Annotated in this window: 16 protein-coding genes; 8 read left to right on the top strand and 8 right to left on the bottom strand. The window is 67.8% G+C overall.

Annotated elements, in window-relative coordinates:
• The 5 genes from B0E41_RS19815 to B0E41_RS19795 all read right to left on the bottom strand — a co-directional run.
• Positions 1-1,222 (bottom strand): ABC transporter substrate-binding protein (locus B0E41_RS19815; protein WP_077333565.1); only part of this gene is annotated, 1,222 nt, incomplete at its 3' end.
• A gap of 151 nt (positions 1,223-1,373) precedes the next feature.
• Positions 1,374-2,354, bottom strand: coding sequence for a glucokinase (gene glk, locus B0E41_RS19810; protein ID WP_077333563.1), 981 nt, complete (start codon positions 2,352-2,354; stop codon positions 1,374-1,376).
• Between the two features lie 122 nt (positions 2,355-2,476).
• Positions 2,477-2,917 (bottom strand): thioredoxin TrxC, encoded by a 441-nt coding sequence (trxC, locus tag B0E41_RS19805; protein ID WP_077333561.1) that lies wholly within the window; start codon positions 2,915-2,917, stop codon positions 2,477-2,479.
• A 79-nt stretch (positions 2,918-2,996) separates the two neighbouring features.
• On the bottom strand, positions 2,997-3,191 hold the full coding sequence (locus tag B0E41_RS19800; RefSeq protein WP_077333559.1) for a DUF2905 domain-containing protein: 195 nt from the start codon (positions 3,189-3,191) through the stop codon (positions 2,997-2,999).
• A gap of 13 nt (positions 3,192-3,204) precedes the next feature.
• Entirely contained in the window at positions 3,205-4,386 is a 1,182-nt protein-coding gene (locus B0E41_RS19795; protein WP_077333557.1) for an SAM-dependent methyltransferase, read from the bottom strand.
• Here B0E41_RS19795 and B0E41_RS19790 point away from each other — a divergent pair.
• Positions 4,385-5,176, top strand: a complete 792-nt coding sequence (locus B0E41_RS19790) for an SDR family oxidoreductase (RefSeq protein WP_077333555.1) — start codon at positions 4,385-4,387, stop codon at positions 5,174-5,176. The two genes, B0E41_RS19795 and B0E41_RS19790, sit on opposite strands and share 2 nt — an antisense overlap.
• Positions 5,177-5,189: 13 nt before the next feature.
• Positions 5,190-5,573 carry a dihydroneopterin aldolase gene (locus B0E41_RS19785; protein ID WP_077333553.1) on the top strand — a complete coding sequence of 128 codons (384 nt, stop codon included), beginning with the start codon at positions 5,190-5,192 and terminating at the stop codon, positions 5,571-5,573.
• An 18-nt stretch (positions 5,574-5,591) separates the two neighbouring features.
• Here the strand turns inward: B0E41_RS19785 and B0E41_RS19780 are convergent, their stop codons facing one another.
• Genes B0E41_RS19780 through B0E41_RS19770 form a run of 3 tightly spaced genes read right to left on the bottom strand, consistent with a single transcriptional unit; the run spans position 5,592 to position 9,656 of the window.
• Positions 5,592-6,347: a GntR family transcriptional regulator gene (locus B0E41_RS19780; RefSeq protein WP_077333551.1), complete on the bottom strand. Its 756-nt coding sequence runs from the start codon at positions 6,345-6,347 to the stop codon at positions 5,592-5,594.
• Between the two features lies 1 nt (position 6,348).
• Complete coding sequence (locus tag B0E41_RS19775) at positions 6,349-8,121, bottom strand: glycerol-3-phosphate dehydrogenase/oxidase (protein WP_077333567.1); 1,773 nt, start codon at positions 8,119-8,121, stop codon at positions 6,349-6,351.
• Entirely contained in the window at positions 8,118-9,656 is a 1,539-nt protein-coding gene (locus B0E41_RS19770; RefSeq protein ID WP_077333549.1) for an FGGY family carbohydrate kinase, read from the bottom strand. Before B0E41_RS19770 ends, B0E41_RS19775 begins: the two co-directional genes overlap by 4 nt.
• 182 nt (positions 9,657-9,838) lie before the next feature.
• On the opposite strand from B0E41_RS19770, the gene B0E41_RS19765 reads away from it, so the two are divergent.
• From B0E41_RS19765 to B0E41_RS19740, 6 genes are read left to right on the top strand one after another with little or no spacing between them, the layout of a single operon-like run.
• Positions 9,839-10,879 (top strand): substrate-binding domain-containing protein, encoded by a 1,041-nt coding sequence (locus B0E41_RS19765; RefSeq protein WP_077333548.1) that lies wholly within the window; start codon positions 9,839-9,841, stop codon positions 10,877-10,879.
• A 5-nt stretch (positions 10,880-10,884) separates the two neighbouring features.
• Complete coding sequence (locus tag B0E41_RS19760) at positions 10,885-12,399, top strand: sugar ABC transporter ATP-binding protein (protein WP_077333546.1); 1,515 nt, start codon at positions 10,885-10,887, stop codon at positions 12,397-12,399.
• The gene (locus tag B0E41_RS19755; protein ID WP_077333544.1) at positions 12,396-13,430 is read left to right on the top strand and encodes an ABC transporter permease; all 1,035 of its coding nucleotides are present in this window, start codon (positions 12,396-12,398) and stop codon (positions 13,428-13,430) included. The genes B0E41_RS19760 and B0E41_RS19755 overlap by 4 nt, the downstream gene beginning before the upstream one ends.
• Entirely contained in the window at positions 13,427-14,431 is a 1,005-nt protein-coding gene (locus B0E41_RS19750; protein ID WP_077333542.1) for an aldo/keto reductase, read from the top strand. Before B0E41_RS19755 ends, B0E41_RS19750 begins: the two co-directional genes overlap by 4 nt.
• 42 nt (positions 14,432-14,473) lie before the next feature.
• Positions 14,474-15,322: an aldolase gene (locus B0E41_RS19745; RefSeq protein ID WP_077333540.1), complete on the top strand. Its 849-nt coding sequence runs from the start codon at positions 14,474-14,476 to the stop codon at positions 15,320-15,322.
• 6 nt (positions 15,323-15,328) lie between these two features.
• Positions 15,329-16,510, top strand: coding sequence for an ABC transporter substrate-binding protein (locus B0E41_RS19740; RefSeq protein ID WP_077333538.1), 1,182 nt, complete (start codon positions 15,329-15,331; stop codon positions 16,508-16,510).
• Positions 16,511-16,623 lie beyond the last annotated feature (113 nt).

Genomic DNA, 16,623 nt, shown 5'->3' with positions numbered 1-16,623 from the left:
TCTTCACACCGTCGGCCACGGAGATCTTGTCGTCGTTCCAGAACTGGCTCACGGCGTCCTTGATGGCGCCTTCGGCGGCCGGGCTGACGGCCATGCCGTGGGCGATCGAGGGCACCAGGCCACCGCCCTTGGCGGTTTCGACAAAGTCCTTGCTGGAGAGCTTGGCGCAGTCGTCGAACTTGTCCATCTTCATGTTCAGACGGACCGGGATGGAACCCTTGTTCAGGTTGAAGACTTCCTGGAACTCAGGCCCCATGATGGCCGCGGCCAGGTCGCCCTGGGCCTTCTGTGCGGTCGCGTCCTTCAGCTTGAACATGGCAAACGAGTCCACGTTGAAGGTGTAGGCGTTGGCCGTACCAGGGGCGGCGGCACAGATGTAGTCTTTGCCGGGCACCTTGCCGGCGGCCGAGAACTCGCCCTTGGCCCAGTCACCCATGAACTGGAAGGCGGCCTTTTCCTGGATCACCATGGCCGTGGCCAGGTTCCAGTCGCGGCCGGGGGCGGCCGGGTCGGTGAAGGACTTGATCTTGCGGAAGGTCTCCAGCGACTTGGCCATGGTCGCGCTGGTCAGGGCCTTCTGGTCGAGCTTGACCATCGCGTCCTGGTAGAACTTGGCGCCACCGACACCCAGCACCACCGATTCGAAGGTGGTGAAGTCCTGCCAGTTCTGGCCACCGTGCGCGACGGGGATCAGGCCGGCTTTCTTGACCTTCTCGGCGGCGGCAAAGAACTCGTCCCAGCTCTTGGGCGCGCCCGTCACACCGGCTTTTTTCAGCACGGCGGCGTTGGCCCACATCCAGTTGACGCGGTGCACGTTGACCGGGGCGGCCACGTAGTTGCCCTTGGACTTCATCACGTCGGCCACCACCTTGGGCAGCAGGCTGTCCCACTGCTCGGCCTTGGCGACTGCGTCCAGGTTGGCCAGCACGCCTTCGGCGGCCCATTCCTGGATGGCCGGGCCCTTGATCTGGGCGGCGGCGGGTGGGTTGCCCGAGACGACGCGGCTCTTGAGCACCGTGGCGGCGTTGTCACCACCGCCACCGGCGACCGCGAAGTCTTTCCACACATGGCCCTTGGCCTGCATGATTTTTTTCAGCTCGGCAACCGACTTGGCTTCGCCGCCCGAGGTCCAGTAGTGCAGGACCTCCACTTCGCCGGCCAGCGCCGCAGAGCCGGCCACGGTGAGGGCCACGGCCATCGCGAGTTTCGAGAGTTTCAGCATCATGTCTCCAGATAAGAAGGGGTTGCTGCTTGGGCCAGGGGCCGCAGCGGTGTTCCATCCAGAGCAACACCATGCCACCCCGGATTCATTAATTATTCATTAATTAATGAATCCGGGCATCGGGAAAAACCCGAGGTCGCGTCACAATGTTTCAGCCTATCGATCCGAGGGCGCGTGCGGCGCCCATGAGCGCCGGCGATTGGGTCGAGGTGATCACCCACACGGGCATGCCCGCCAGCAGGCTCGTGAAGCGGCCCTTGTTTTCAAAGCGCTCGCGAAACGGTGAACCATCGAACCAGGCGCCCAGGCGCGGCACGATGCCCCCGCCCACGTAGACGCCGCCCCGCGCGCACAGGGTGAGCGCGAGGTTGCCCGCCACCGAGCCCAGCATGGCGCAGAAGATGTGCATGGTTTCCAGCGCCTGCGGGTGCCCGGCCTTGAAGGCCGCGTCGCTGACGGCCGCGGCGCTGTCCAAGCCCTGGGCGGTGACGCCATCGGCCTCGCACAGGATGGCGCAGGTGTCCACCAGCCCCTGGCCGCAGCACACGCGCTCGGTCGAGGCGTGGCCGTAGCGCCGGATCAGGCCGTCCATCACCACGCGCTCGCGCGCCGTGGTGGCGGGCAGGGTCACGTGGCCGCCCTCGCCTTCCAGCGGAATCCAGCCGCCGAACCCATCGGGCACCAGGCCCGACACGCCGAGCCCGGTGCCGGCGCCGACCAGCCCCATGGCCACGCCTTGCACCGCCGCGCCGCCGCCGACCTGGCGCAGCTCGTCGGCCGGCAGGTCGGGCAGGGCCAGTGCGAGCGCCGTGAAATCGTTGAGCAGCCGGAAGGTCTTCAGGCCGAACTCGGCCACCACGGCCGACTGGGCAAACGACCAGTGGTGGTTGGTCATGCGCACCTGGTCACCGGTGATGGGGTTGGCGATGGCCATGCCCACGGCCGCTGGCGCACCGCGGCCCAGACCGTCGATGTAGGTGCGCATGGCGTCCTGCAGCCGGGGAAAGTCCGCGCAGGGCAGGATGCGGATGTCGGTGATCGGGGCGCCGGGGGCCGCTTGCCAGGCAAAACGGGCGTTGGTGCCGCCGACGTCGGCCAGCAGGCGGGCGGTGTCAGGTGGGTGGGGGGACATGGGTGAGGGCTCCACAGGTGCGTAACCGGCACGGTACCCGATACCGGCCATGGGCGACAGCGGATTATGCCGAACGCGTAACCAAGTTACAGAGCCGCAGGCCACCCACGGCCCCGGCGGGGTCAGGTGCGCTGCGAGCGCGCCCAGCGCACGATGTCGGCCGCGCCCATGGCGCCGGGCTGGCGCGCCACCTCGCGGCCGTTCACGAACAACGCCAGCGTCGGGATGCTGCGGATATTGAGCCGCGCGCCCAGGGCCTGCGCTTCTTCGGTGTTGACCTTGGCCAGCCGCATCTGCGGCTCCAGCTGCTGTGCCGCCTGCTCGAAGGCGGGCGCCATCATCCGGCAGGGGCCGCACCAGGGTGCCCAGAAGTCGACCAGCACCGGAATCTGGGAGCGCGCGATGTGTTTGTCGAACGCCGCCTCGTCCAGCGCCGCCGGGTGGCCGGTGAACAGGGGCTGGTGGCATTTGCCGCAGTCGGGGTCTTCGCCCAGATCGGCGTGGGCGACCCGGTTGGTGGTGTGGCAGTGGGGGCAGACGATGTGCAGGGAATCGGTGGACATGCTCGGGCTCCAGGACAGGTTCCGCTGCAGTTGGGCACCGCGGCATCGATTTCAAGACACCCCAAGGGGTATGAAACCTTCAGAGGATCCGCCCGATCAGGCTGGCCACGAAGCTCAACAGGATGGTGGTGGTCAGCGGAATGAACCAATCGCGCCCGAAGGCCTTGAAACGCAGGTCGCCCGGCAGCTTGCCGAAGCCCAGCTTGTGCAGCAGCGGCGTGAACCAGCTGATCAGCAGCAGGGCCAGGAAGATGACGATCATCCAGCGGATCATGGCGACATCCTGTTCACAAGCGATGGGTCCGGTCGCCCACCGAGAACCCCATGGGTGACCAGCCTTCTGCGCTCGCGGCGGGGGCCAGCGCGAGCACCTTGAACAGCTCGCCCATCTCGTGCTCGTTCACCAGCTTGCCCAACATCGCGTTCTCACGCGGGCCGGCGTCTTTCGCCACATCGAGCAGGCCGCAGTTGATCAGGAACCGGCCCTGGCTGGTGTAACCCAGCACGCTCATGCCGGCGTCCTGCGCGGCCAGCGCGATGCCGGTGAAATTCACGTGCGCGGTGATGTCTTTTTCGCCCACATCGGCCAACGGGTGATCGTCGCTTTTGTGTGCGCGGTGGCAGATCAGCGTGCCCATGTGGCGCTGCGGGTGGTAGTACTCGGCCTCGGGGAAGCCGTAGTCGATGAAGAAGGCGGCGCCGCGCCGCAAGCGGTCGGCCAGCGTGCGGATGAAGGCCTCGGCCTGCGGGTGGATCTCGGTCAGGTAGTGGTGCGGGCCTTCGATGGCGAGCGGCGGGCGCCGGTCGGTGGGCCGCTCGGCCCAGGCCAGTGCACCGCCGGCGGCCAGCACCACACCGCGCTCGTGCCAGTGGCCGTCGGCCTGTCCACCGATGCGCACCAGCAGCTGCACCGGCATGGCGTCCAGCACCTCGTTGCCCAGCACCACGCCGTCGAACGCTTCGGGCAAGGCGTCAACCCATTGCACCCGGTCGGCGTGCCGGGCCAGCGTGGCACGCTGCCGCTCGCGCAGACTGCCCGAAAGATCGACGATGGTGTAGCGGCGCGGCGGCTGGCCCATGGCGGTCAAGGCGTCCAACACCTGCAGCGCCAACGCGCCGGTGCCGGCGCCGAACTCCCAGATCTCGTCGGTGCCGGTGGCGGTGAGCGCCTGCGCGACCTGCCGCGCCAGCGTGTGGCCAAACAGCGGTGACAGCTCGGGCGCGGTCACGAAGTCGCTGCCCTGCCCCGCCACACCGGCCGGCATCTGGCCGAATTTGGGGTTCTGGTTGGCGTAATAACCCAGCCCGGGCTCGTACAGCGCCATCGCCATGAAGCGGTCGAACGGCAGCCAGCCGCCCGACGCGCGGATGGCATCGCGCAGGCGCGCCAGCAGGGCGCTCGTTAAACTCGACGGCTCGCTCACAGATTCGGTTTCAGTTGCTTTGACCACCCGCCCATTGTCCGCCATGCCCAGCGCTGTACCGTCTGCCCCCCCCGCTTCGCGCACCGTGCTGGTCACCGGCGCGGGCAAGCGCCTGGGCCGCGAAATCGCGCTCACGCTGGCGCAGGCGGGCTGGAACGTGGCGGTGCACCACCGCCTGTCCATCGCAGAAGCGCAACAAACCGCCGCCGATTGCGAAACGCGCAGCGGCCGCACTGGCAGCGCCCACACCTTTTTTGCCGACCTCGGCGACGAAGCCAGTGTGCGAGCGCTGTTGCCGGCCGTGGTGGCGCGCTTCGGGCAGGTGGACGCGGTGGTCAACAGCGCCTCCACCTTCGAGCACGACAACGCCGCCAGCTTCGGTTTCGCTGCACTCGAGCAGCACCTGCGCGCCAACGCCGGTGCGGCCGTGCTGCTGGCGCAGGCCCTGCATGCGCACGCCGAAGCGCGCGGCGCCGAGGGCGTGGTGGTGAACCTGCTCGACCAGAAGCTCTGGAACATGAACCCCGACTTCTTCAGCTACACGCTCTCCAAGGCCGCGCTCGAAGCCGCCAACACCATGCTGGCCATGGCGCTGGCGCCGCGCGTGCGCGTGGTGGGCGTGGCGCCCGGGCTCACGCTCACCAGCCACCTGCTGAGCGATCAAAAATTCGCCGAACTGCACCGGCAGTCGCCGTTGGGCCGCTCGTCCACGCCCGAAGACGTGGCCGCGACCGTGGCCTTTGCCCTGACCAACCGTTCCATCACCGGCACCACGCTGCTGGTGGACGGTGGCCAGCACCTCATGCGCTTCGAGCGCGATTTTTCGCTGATGTGACCAGCGCACCCCCATGACCACACCCCACGCGTCGCAGGCCGGCACCCAGATCCTGGCCCTCACCGGCCTGCGCTTCGATGCCAATCTGGGCATCCTGGACCACGAGAAAACGGCGCCGCAGCCGATCCGGGTGGACGCGGAGCTCAACCAGGGCACCCAGCCGCTGCTGCCGCACGACGACGACATCGGCCATGTGCTCGACTACCGCAAGGTGCGCCAGATCATCATCGACGAGTGCACAGCAGAACACGTGAACCTGCTGGAAAGCCTGATCGGCAAGCTCACGCGCCGGCTCATGCTGCTGCCGGGCGTGATCGGCGTGCGCGTGAAGATCGCGAAGCTGGAGATCTTTGACGACTGCGAGGTCGCGATCCGCATGGAGAGCGGGCAGTGGTGAACGGGTAGCCGAGGACGGCTACGTGGTCGTCTGCACATGCAGCCGGCTGGATTTGCAGCGGTGCAAGGCGGTGTAGTACTCCAGGCGCCGGCCATTGGCACCGTAGGCGATGGACTCGATGCGCAGCAGCGGCTCGGGTTGCTCCAGTTGCAGGAGCTGACAGGTTTCAGCGTCGGGCTGCACCGCGTCGATCCAGCGCTCGGCGCGCACCAGGCGCACGCCGTACTGGCGGCGCAGCACGTCATACAGCGAACGGTCGTCCAGGCGCATGCGGTGCAACCCGGGCGCCAGGTCGGCCGGCACCACGGTATCGACCAGCAGGCGCAGTTCGCCGTCCACGCTGCGCAGCCGCTTCAGGGCCACCACCTGGGTGTCGTCCGTCAGCCCCAGGGCCTGGATCTCCTGCGGCGTCGGTGCGCGGAGCTGCTGCGCCAGCACCTGGGTGCGCACGGAGCGCCCTTTGCGCTCCATCTCGTCCGAGAACCCCAGCACGGTCGACACAAAATCCTCATCGCGCTCGCGCGCTGCGACGAAGGCGCCACGGCCCTTGATCTTGTAGATCAGGTTGTTGCGCACCAGGTCGGCCAGCGCCTCGCGCACCACGATGCGCGAGATGCCGAACTGGTCGCCCAATTCCGCTTCGGAGGGCAGCTTGGCGCCAATGGGCAGATCGCCCTGCAGGATCTGCTGGCGCAGCGCATCGCGGAACTGCGCCCACAGGGGCGATTCGGAGTTGCGGTCAAGCAGCGTGGGGGTGTCGTTCGGAGCGTTCACGTCAGGACGGGCTCAGGGCCGGTTGGATGGTCAATGAGGCGGGGGAAACCGGCGCGGCCTCGGTGCCGGGTGCTGCGGAGGCCAACCGCACGCCGTGGCGCTCACGCAGGGCGGTGGCGCAATTGTGCAGCTCCCTCGTTTCCCGCTCGGCGTCCCAGCCCAGCGCCTGGGCCGCGATGCCGGCCACCTCGGCCAGCGAGGCGTCCGTGACCAGCCCGCGGATGGCCAGCAGCGTGCGGCGGATCACGAGGTCGTCCAGGTGGATCACGCCCGTATCCGTGCACAGGTACGCGATTTCCGCCACCGAGTACCCGGGCGCATGCTGCAGCGGCACGTCGCCCGCCACCTGCAAGCCCTGCGCCATCCGCAAGGCCTGTGACCCATAGCGGGCCAGCAGCGCCTGGGCTCGCTCAGGCGACAGGCCCGAATCCTGGGCGATGCGCTCGATGAACCGCTGCGTCGCCTGTGCACCCTGTGGCATGCCCGCGCCGCCGCCAATGGGCAGTTGCCGGGTCGAGGCCGTGCGGTTCCGGCCCAGCAGGTGCAGCACCTCATCGGTGGCCTCTTCCGCCAGGGCCCGGAAGGTGGTCCATTTGCCACCCACCAAGCCCACGACTGGCACCTCGCACGAGGCGGACGGTGGGTCGACCACGACCGAATGGTCGCGCGAGATCTGCCCCGGTTTGTCGGCGTCCGAGCGCGCCAGCGGCCGCACCCCGACGTAGGTGTAGACCACGTCGCTGTGACCAAAGGCCAGGTTCGGAAACACCTCGCCCAGCACCTCCAGCAGGTAGTCCACCTCGGCCGGCTCGGTGGCGATCTGGTCGGGGTCGTCCACCGGGATGTCGGTGGAGCCCACCAGCACCCGGTCCAGGAACGGGTAGACGATGCACACGCGCCCGTCCAACGCCTCGAAATACGCCATGCGCCCCTCCAGCGCGTCGCGCAGCGCGGGATGGTTCAGCACCAGGTGCGAGCCCTTGGTGCCCATCACACGCGGCACCACGCCGCCAAACAGGGCCGTGCTGAGGTCCAGCCAGGCGCCGCTGGCGTTGACCACGGTATCGGCCGTCACGCACACCGTCTCACCCGTGGTTTCGTCGCGCAGCGTGAGGGTCTTGCCCGCGCAACCCATCACGCGGCAGTGGTTGGTGGCCACCGAGCGGGGCTCGTCGCGGCAGGCGTCACGGATCAGCTCCAGCACCAGCCATTCAGGATGGCTGATCCAGGCGTCGAAGAAGGTCGCGGTCCAGCGCACCGCGGAGCGGAAGAGCTGGCGGTCGGCGGGCTGCACGCGGCTGATGCGGTGGTTGGGCATCACACGCTGGCGCCGGCCGAGCAGGTCGTACAGGCGCAGCCCCGCCGCCACCGCCAGCAGGCCGCGTGTGCGCTGGGGCGGCGTGCGACCGAAGAACTTGAGCGCGCTGCTCATCAGGCCGCCGAAGAAGCTGGAAAGTGGCACCACGGTCTTCAACGGCTGCACCAGGTGCGGCGCGTTGCGCAGCAGCAGGTTGCGCTCGCGCGTGGACTCGGCCACCAGCGAGAAGCTGCCGCTTTCCAGGTAGCGCAGACCGCCATGGATCATGCGCGAGGGCGCGCTGCTGGCACCGGCGCTGAAATCGCCCTTGTCGACGATGAGGCAGTCCACCCCCTGCAGCGAGAGGTCGCGGAACACGCCCACGCCGTTGATCCCGGCGCCCACGATCACGGTCGAAAAGTGGCGGCCGGCCACGGCGGCCGGGCGCACGAAAGGCAATGGCGGCATGTGGCTCATGGCGACACCTCCGCGCTCTGCGCGGGCGCGCACGTGGTCTGAGGCAGCGTGGGGGTGGAGCTCGGCGGGCGGCCCGCCAGATGGCCAAACACAGGCGACATGGTGTCGATCAATTCGTTGAAAGCGGCGTTGAAGTCCGCGTGGGCACACGCCTGGGCGGCATCGGGTTCGACCGTGTCGCAGGGCGCGCGCAAGGGATGGGTGTCGATACCCTGTGACATCGCGGCGTAGATCGCGGCGCCGCGCGCACCGGTCTCGTCATCGGCACAGCGCTCGACCGGGCGGCCCAGAAGGCCGGCCAGCAGGCGCACCAGACGCGCGTCGCTGGCGCCGCCGCCCAGCACGGTGTTGGCCGCCACCGGCAAGCCCCCGACCGCCAGGCGGGCCGTGTGGCGCGCATGCAATGCCGCCACCGCGTCGACCACGGCCCGCGCCATGTCGCCGCGGGTGTGGTGGCTCTTGAGGCCGACGAAACCGGCCGTCACGCCCGCGCCGCCGTTCACAAAGGGCAGGAAGCGCAGGCCACCGGCCCCCAGCGGCACCGACATCGCCAGATCCACCACCGCGCGTGCATCGGGCAGGCCGAGCACGCCCGCCAGCCAGGCGATGTTGGCCATCGACGAGGGGCTGTTCTCCATGTACAGGCGCTGGTCGCGCGGGCCGAAATGCACGACCGCCGCCACGTCGGGCCGGGGCTCCATCACGGGGCCGATGACGGCGTTCACGCACCAGGTGCCCAGCACCACCACCGCTCGGCCGCGCTCCTGGGCGCGGATGGCGGTCATGGAGGCCAGCAGGTCGATGGCGCCCATGGCCACGGGAATGCCCGCGGGCAGGCCGTGCGCCGTGGCCTCCGCGGGCAGCAGGGTGCCGATCACCTCGCCGCTGGGCAGCAGCGGCCCGAAGGCCTGCGGCGACAGGTCCGCGATGCCCGAGGCGGCAAAGGCCATGGGCGACCAGCTGCCGGTCGCCACGGAGATGAGACCCGCCGTGCTCGCGTCGCTGGCGTCGGTGGCGATCTCCCCCGTGAGCAGGAAGCCCAGGTAGTCCTTGGCGAACATCAGGCGCCGCACGGTGCCGCTGCGCACCGCGTCAGCGCCGAGCAATTCCGCCGCGATCACGGTGGGCTGGCCTGGCCATGGCTGGCAACCGACGTCGGCGCGCAGCTGCGGGCCGCAGTGACGCGCCAGAGACGACGCCCGTGCATCGGCGCGCTGGTCGGTCGAGGCCACCGCCCGCCCGCCCACGAGTTCGTTGCTCGCGTCGAGCGCATAGAGCCCCGCGCCGTGCCCGGTGCAGCCGATGGCGCGCACCTCGCCCACGCGGGGGCCGAGCTGGTGCGCCACGTCGCGCAGCACGGTGGAGAGCGCCGCGCGGATGGCGGGCGCGCCCAACTCGCAACCGCCGCCGGGCAGCCGGTGGTGCTGCAGGGGCATGCGCGACAGCGCGAGCGTGCGGCCGCTGACGGCCTCCAGGGCCAGCGCCTTCAGGCTGCTCGACCCCAAATCGATTCCGATGAGTATTTTGGTCTTCATGTCATAACAGCTTCCGCTGATCCAGACGGTTTATCCACTGGTGTTTCCCCTAACTACCTGGCCAGTGCGGTCTGAATTATAGTCCACCTGTCATAACAACTGTCGTGACACAAAGTACCCAGCCGGCGCCATCGAAAGAACGGCATCGCACGCTGTGCCACCCACCTACGAGGAGTCAAAACATGAGGCGTAATTTCCTGAAGTCCGCAGCCGCCGCCGGTATCGGCATGGCCGGCACCAGCGCATTCGCGCAGCAACCAGCAGCAGCAACGGGCGCTGGCCTGCGCGGCAAACCCAGCGACGTCTACGTGATGAACGTGATGGTCTCGGGCGTGGAGTACTGGTTCCCGGTCTACGAAATGATGAAGCAGCTCGGCCACACGCTGGGCGTGAAGACCCGCTACTCCGGCACGCCCGAGTACGACGTGAACAAGCAGCTGGCCTCGTTTGAGCAAGAGCTGGCCCGCAAGCCCGCCGGCATCCTGCTGCACCCGATGAACCCCGACCCGTTCATCGAGCCCATCAACCGCGCCGCCGCCATGGGCATCCCGGTCGTCACCTTCGCGGCCGATTCGCCCAACTCCAAGCGCACCTCCTTCATCACCTCGGACAACGACCGTGAAGGCGCGCAGGCCGCCGACGCCATCGCCGCGTCGCTGGGTGGCAAGGGTGAATTCGCCGTGCTGGAAAACCCCGGCCAAGACAACCACGACCGCCGCATCGGCGCCTTCATCAACCGCATGAAGGCCAAGCACCCCGGCATGAAGCTGGTGGGCCGTGCTGCCAGCAACCAAGACCCGAACAAGGCCTACCAGGCGGTGCAGAGCCTGGTTCAAGCCAACCCCAACCTGGGCGCCCTGTTCATGCCCGAGGCCAACTCGGCCCTGGGTGCGGCACAGGCCAAGGTGGAGTCCAAGAAGAACATCAAGGTGATGTGCTGCGACGTGAACGCCAAGATCCTGGACATGATCAAGTCCGGCGACGTGTTCGGCGCCATCAACCCCAACCAGGGCATGCAGGGCTACATGGGCATGATGATGTTGTTCCTGGCCAAGAACCCCGGCCTCATCGACCCGATGAACGACGCCAAGCGCAACGGCACGAACCCCATGGCCGTGCCCTTCCTGGACAACGGCCTGGCCGTGGTCAGCAAGGCCAACGCCGACGACTTCTACTGGGACAAGTACCTCACCCGCCGCGGCACCAAGGGCATCAACGAGTGAGCGTCATGGGCACTTCCTTGCTCGAGTTGCGGGGCATCAGCAAGCGCTTCGGCGCTGCGCATGCGCTCTCCGGCGTGGACTTCTCGCTGCAGGCGGGCGAGATCCACGCCCTGTGCGGCGAGAACGGCGCGGGCAAGTCCACGCTGATGAACATCATCGATGGCATCCACCAGCCGAACACGGGCGAGATCGTGCTCAACGGCCAGGTGGTGGTCATCGATGGTCCGGCCCAGGCCATGCGCCTGGGCATCGGCCTGGTGCACCAGGAGATCGCCCTGTGCGGCGACGCCACCGTGGCCGAAAACATCTTCATGCCGGAGATCAACGCCGGCAAGCGGGCGTGGATGGACTACGCCAGCATCAACGCGCGCGCGGCCCAGGTGCTGCAGCGGCTGGGGCAGGACATCGACCCCGCCGCCCGCGTGTGCGATCTTTCCATCTCCAGCCAGCAGCTGATCGAGATCGCCAAGGCGCTCACGCTGGACTGCAAGGTGCTGATCCTCGACGAGCCGACGGCCGCGCTCACCGACAACGAATCGGCCGCGCTGTTCCGGGTGCTGCACGACCTGAAAAACCAGGGCATCGGCATCATCTACATCAGCCACCGCATGGCCGAGATTTTTTCGCACTGCACGCGGGTGACGGTGCTGCGCGACGGGCGCAACGTGCATTCGGGCCCGCTGGCCGAGCTGAGCGCCGACGACCTGGTGCGCCGCATGGTCGGTCGCGACCTGGGCAGCTACTACCCGCCCAAGCAACAAGACGCCGACCGCGGCGAGCACGTGCTGGAAGTGAGCAACCTGGCCGACGGCGAACGTGTGCACGGCGTGTCCTTCACGCTGCAGCACGGCGAGATCCTGGGCATCGCGGGTCTGATGGGCGCCGGTCGCAGCGAGCTCGCGCAGACCCTGTGTGGCCTGCGGCCTGTCACCGGCGGCAGCGTGCGGCTGAATGGCAAAGCGGTGGCGATCCGCCAGTACAGCGACGCGCTGCGCGAGGGCATCGCCTACCTCAGCGAAGACCGCAAGGCGGCGGGCGTGTACCTCGACCTGCCGATCGCGCAAAACATCGCCTCGATGGCGCTCCAGCGTGTGAGCTCGCGCTTCGGTCTGCTGCAGCGCGCGGCCGAGCACCGGCTGGCGCAGGAGCTGGGCGCGCGCCTGCGGCTCAAGTCCGACGGCGTGCAGATCGAGGTGGCCAGCCTGTCGGGCGGCAACCAGCAGAAGGTGGCCATCGCCAAGCTGTTGGCCACGAACCCGGCGGTGCTGCTGATGGACGAGCCCACGCGCGGCGTGGACGTGGGCGCCAAGTCGGAGATCCACCACATCCTGCGCGACCTGGCCTGCCAGGGCGTGGGCGTGGTGGTCATCTCCTCGGAGCTGCCCGAGATCATCGGGCTGTGTGACAGGGCACTGGTCATCCGCGACGGTCGCGTCGCGGGCGAGGTGCAAGGCAAAGACATGACGGAAGAGGCCCTGCTGCGGCTGGCCTCAGGACTGGAACAAGAGGAGATGACATGAATCACCCAGCACAACTGAACGCCGGCCCCGTGGCCGGCCTGCAGGCCCCACACCCGACGCAGGGAGGACCCGGCAAACCGGGCGGCCCGAAGCTCACCAGCATGCGCGAGATGGGCCTGCTGGCCATCATCGCGGTGATGTGCGTGGGCATGAGCTTCGCCTCGCCCTACTTCCTCACCTGGGACAACATCCGGGCCATGCTGCTCTCGTTCTCCATCGAGGGCATCGTGGTGGTGGGCATGACCATTTTGCTGATCGTGGGCGGCATCGACCTCTCGGTGGGCTCGGTGGTGTGCTTCGCGATGGTGGTCACCGGCAAGCTGTTCCTGATGGGGCTCGACCCCTGGACGGCCGGGCTCATCGCCATTGCGGCCAGCGCCATGATCGGCGCCATGATCGGCGGCTGTGTGGTGCGCATCGGCCTCAACCACTTCATCGCCTCGCTGGCCTTCATGGTCATCGTGCGCGGCCTGTGCCTGGCGCTCACGCAGGGCACACCCCAGTCGCTGTTCACGCTGCCGGAATCGTTCAAGTTCATCGGCCAGGGCACGGTGTTCGGCATGCCGGCGGTGATCATCATCTTCCTGGTGATCGTGGTGGTGAGCGACTTCGTGCTGCGCCGCGCCAGCCTGATGCGCCGCGTCTTCTACACCGGCAGCAACGAGAAGGCGGCGCTGTACTCGGGCATCCGCGTGGGCCGGGTGAAGTTCTGGGTGACGGTGCTGTGCGCGGCGTCGGCCGGCCTGGCCGGCGTGATCTACACCGCGCGCTTCGGCGCGGCCACGCCCACCTTCGGCGTCGGCATGGAACTCAACGTGATCGCCGCAGCCGTCATCGGCGGCGCCAGCCTCAAGGGCGGCTCGGGCACGGTGCTGGGCGCCGTGCTGGGCCTGGCCCTGCTCTCGGTGGTGACCAGCTCGCTGATCCTGCTGGACGTATCGCCTTACTGGCAGGACGTGATCAAGGGCCTGATCCTGCTCGCGGCCGTGACCATCGACCACCTCATGAACACCCGAAAGACCAAGCGATGAGCGCCGTGCTGAACCAAGCGATGAAGACCACCACCCTCGGCCCCTCGGGCATCACCTGCTCGGCCATCGGCCTGGGAACCTGGGCCATGGGCGGCTGGATGTGGGGCGGCCAGGACAGCGCCGGCGCCACCGAGGCCATCCACGCCTCGCTCGATGCCGGGGTCACACTGATCGACACCGCGCCGGCCTATGGCCTGGGCGCCTCCGAAAACATCGTTGGCGCGGCGCTCAAAGGCCGCCGCCACGAGGCCGTGATCGCCACCAAGTGCGGGCTGGTCTGGCACACGCAACAAGGCACGCACTTCTTCGACGAAGACGGTCACCCCGTGTACCGCCACCTGGGCCGCGAGTCGATCTTCCACGAAGCGGAAGAAAGCCTGAAGCGCCTGCAGACCGACTACATCGACCTCTACATCACGCACTGGCAGGACAGCACCACACCGGTCGAAGAGACCATGGACGCCCTGCTCGCCCTCAAGCAGCAGGGAAAGATCCGCGCCATCGGCGTGAGCAACGCCAGCCCCGAGACGCTGGCGGAGTACCTGCGTTACGGCCCCGTGGACGCGGCCCAGGAGCGCTACAGCCTGATCGACCGCGAGATCGAACAGACGCTGGTGCCCTTGTGCCAGCAGCACAACGTGGCCGTGCTCGGTTATTCCTCGCTGGCGCTGGGCCTGCTCGCGGGCCCCATCGACCCGACGCGGGTGTTCACGGGCGACGACCAGCGCGCCACCAACCCACGTTTCAGCACCGCCAACCGCGCCAAGCTCAAGGCCTTCTTCGACGAACTGGAACCGGTGCGCCAGCCGCTTGGCTGTTCCTTCGGCCAGTTGATGATCGCCTGGACGCTGGCCAGCGGCAGCGTGTCGGTGGCACTGTGCGGCGCGCGTGTGCGCCCGCAGGCCATTCAGAACGCCGCCGCCGGCGCGCTGGACCTGCCCCCCGAGGCCGTGCAGCGCATCGACGAAGCCGCAGCCCGGCACCTGCAGGCACTCGCCTGAAGCCCTCCCTTTTTTCATTCCCTTTTCAAAGGACCTCTTCGTATGTCGAAGGACAAGACCGCGCGCCTGAACCGCTTGCTGAGCAACGGGCGCTGCCTTGATATCGCGCTCGACCATGGTGTCTGCAACGAGCCCTCGTTCCTCAACGGGCTGGAAGATATGCCCCAGGTGATGGACAAACTGGTGGCCGCCGGGCCCGACGCGATCCAGCTCAACTACGGCCAATCGGATCTGCTACAGGACCGCCCGGGCCGCAACAAGCCCGCGCTGGTGATGCGCATCGACATGGGCAACCCCTACAACGCCACCGCACACCGCGTGATGTGGGCCGTGCTGCAGAACGAGCACGACCCGGTGCTGCCGGCCGTGCAGCGCGATGCCGCCTGCGTGGTGGTCAACCTGTTCATGCTGCCCAACGAACCCGACCTGTTCCGCCAATGCGTCGCGAACATCGCGCGCGTGCGCGCCGACTGCGACCGCTACGGCATGCCACTGATGATCGAGCCGCTGGTGATGCGCCCGCACAGCGACCAGGGCGGCTACATGGTTGATGGCGACGCCGAAAAGATCGTCACCCTGGTGCGCCTGGCGCGCGAGATGGGGGCCGATATCGTGAAGGCCGACCCCACCACCGACGCCACCGAATTCCACCGCGTGGTGCAGGCCGCGCGCTGCCCGGTGCTGGTGCGCGGCGGTGGCCGCGAAGACCTGCAGCAGGTGTTCGCCCGCTCGCGCGTGCTGATGGACCAGGGCGCCTCGGGCATGGTCTACGGCCGCAATGTCTACCAGCACGCCAACCCCTCGGCGGTGGTGAACGCGCTGATGGCCATGATCCACCGCGGCGCGAGCGCTGCCGAGGCCTGGGGCCTGTACGAATCTGCTCCGGCCTAACCACCCATGAAAACGCCCTGGATCCTCGCCGCAGCGCTGTGTTCGGCAGGTGCTTTTGCACAGGGCGTACCGGTGCGGATCGGCGTGATCGGCCCGTTCACTGGCGGTTCAGCCGATGTCGGCACCACCATGCTCAATGGCATCCGCATGGCCGTGGACGAGATCAACGCGGTGGGCGGCTACCTGGGCCGCCCCCTGGAACTCGACATCAAGGACGATTTTTCTGACCCCGAGAAGGGCTTGGCAGCCGCCAATGAGTTGGTGGCCGAGAAGGTGGTGGCCACGATCGGTGTCTGCGACAACGGCGTGGGCATGAAGGTGGTGGACATCTTCCAGCAAGCGAAGGTACCGCTCGTGATCCCCTGCGCCACGGGCACGCCGCTCACGGCAAAATTCCCGTCGGCGCAGAGCTTCACTTTCCGCACCGCCGCGCGCGATGCGATCCAGGCGTCGTTCATCGTCGACGATATTCTCAAGCGCGGTTGGAACCGGGTGGCGGTGTTCGCCGACTCCACGGACTACGGCACTGCCGGTTTGCACGACACGACCCAAGCCCTGGCGCAAATGGGCGTCAAGCCCGTGTACGTGGCCCGCGTCGCCTCCGGCGCGAAGGATGTCACGGCGCAACTGGCCGAGGCCAGAGCGGTCAACGCCAATGTCATTCTGAGCTACGCCGTGGGCCCAGAGGCCGCCACCATCGCCAACGGTCGCAAGACCATGGGCTGGAAGGTGCCTCAGGTCGGTGCCTGGCCACTCTCGTTCCCGAACTACATCGATGGCGCCTATGGCGGCGCGGAAGGCTCGCTCATGGCGCAGACCTTCATCGCCGATCCGAGCAACGAGCGCCGTGCTGCCTTCCTCAGCACGTATGCCCGCAAGTTCAACATGTCTCGCATCCGCGTGCCCATGGCTGCGGCTCAGGCCTACGACGCCACCTACCTGCTGACCTATGCGTTGCTGGGCATCCGCAACGGTGACCTCAGTGGCCCAACCGTAAAGAACGCCCTGGAGAACATCCACCGTGTTTATTACGGCGTGGTCGCCACGTACGAAAAACCATTCTCGCCAGAGGACAAGGAGGCGATCAGCCAGAACATGCTGGTGGTGGGACTGGTGCGCAACGCCATGGTCACCTTTGCATATCCCGAGGATGCGCGTCGCAACCTGTTCATACAAAGAAAGAAGTAAGTCCCCAATGCTCTCGATGGAGTGATCGTGAGCGCTTGGGTGACCGGTGCCTTGACAGGCAGGGCGCGGGCCTGATCCAGCCAGCGCCGAGGAGGACAAGAGGAGAGGGAGAA

Source organism: Hydrogenophaga sp. A37 (genome assembly GCF_002001205.1).
In the GTDB taxonomy this organism is placed as follows: domain Bacteria; phylum Pseudomonadota; class Gammaproteobacteria; order Burkholderiales; family Burkholderiaceae_C; genus Hydrogenophaga.
The sequence above is the reverse complement of the archived record's forward strand: the minus strand, read 5'-3'. Positions and strand labels throughout refer to the sequence as shown.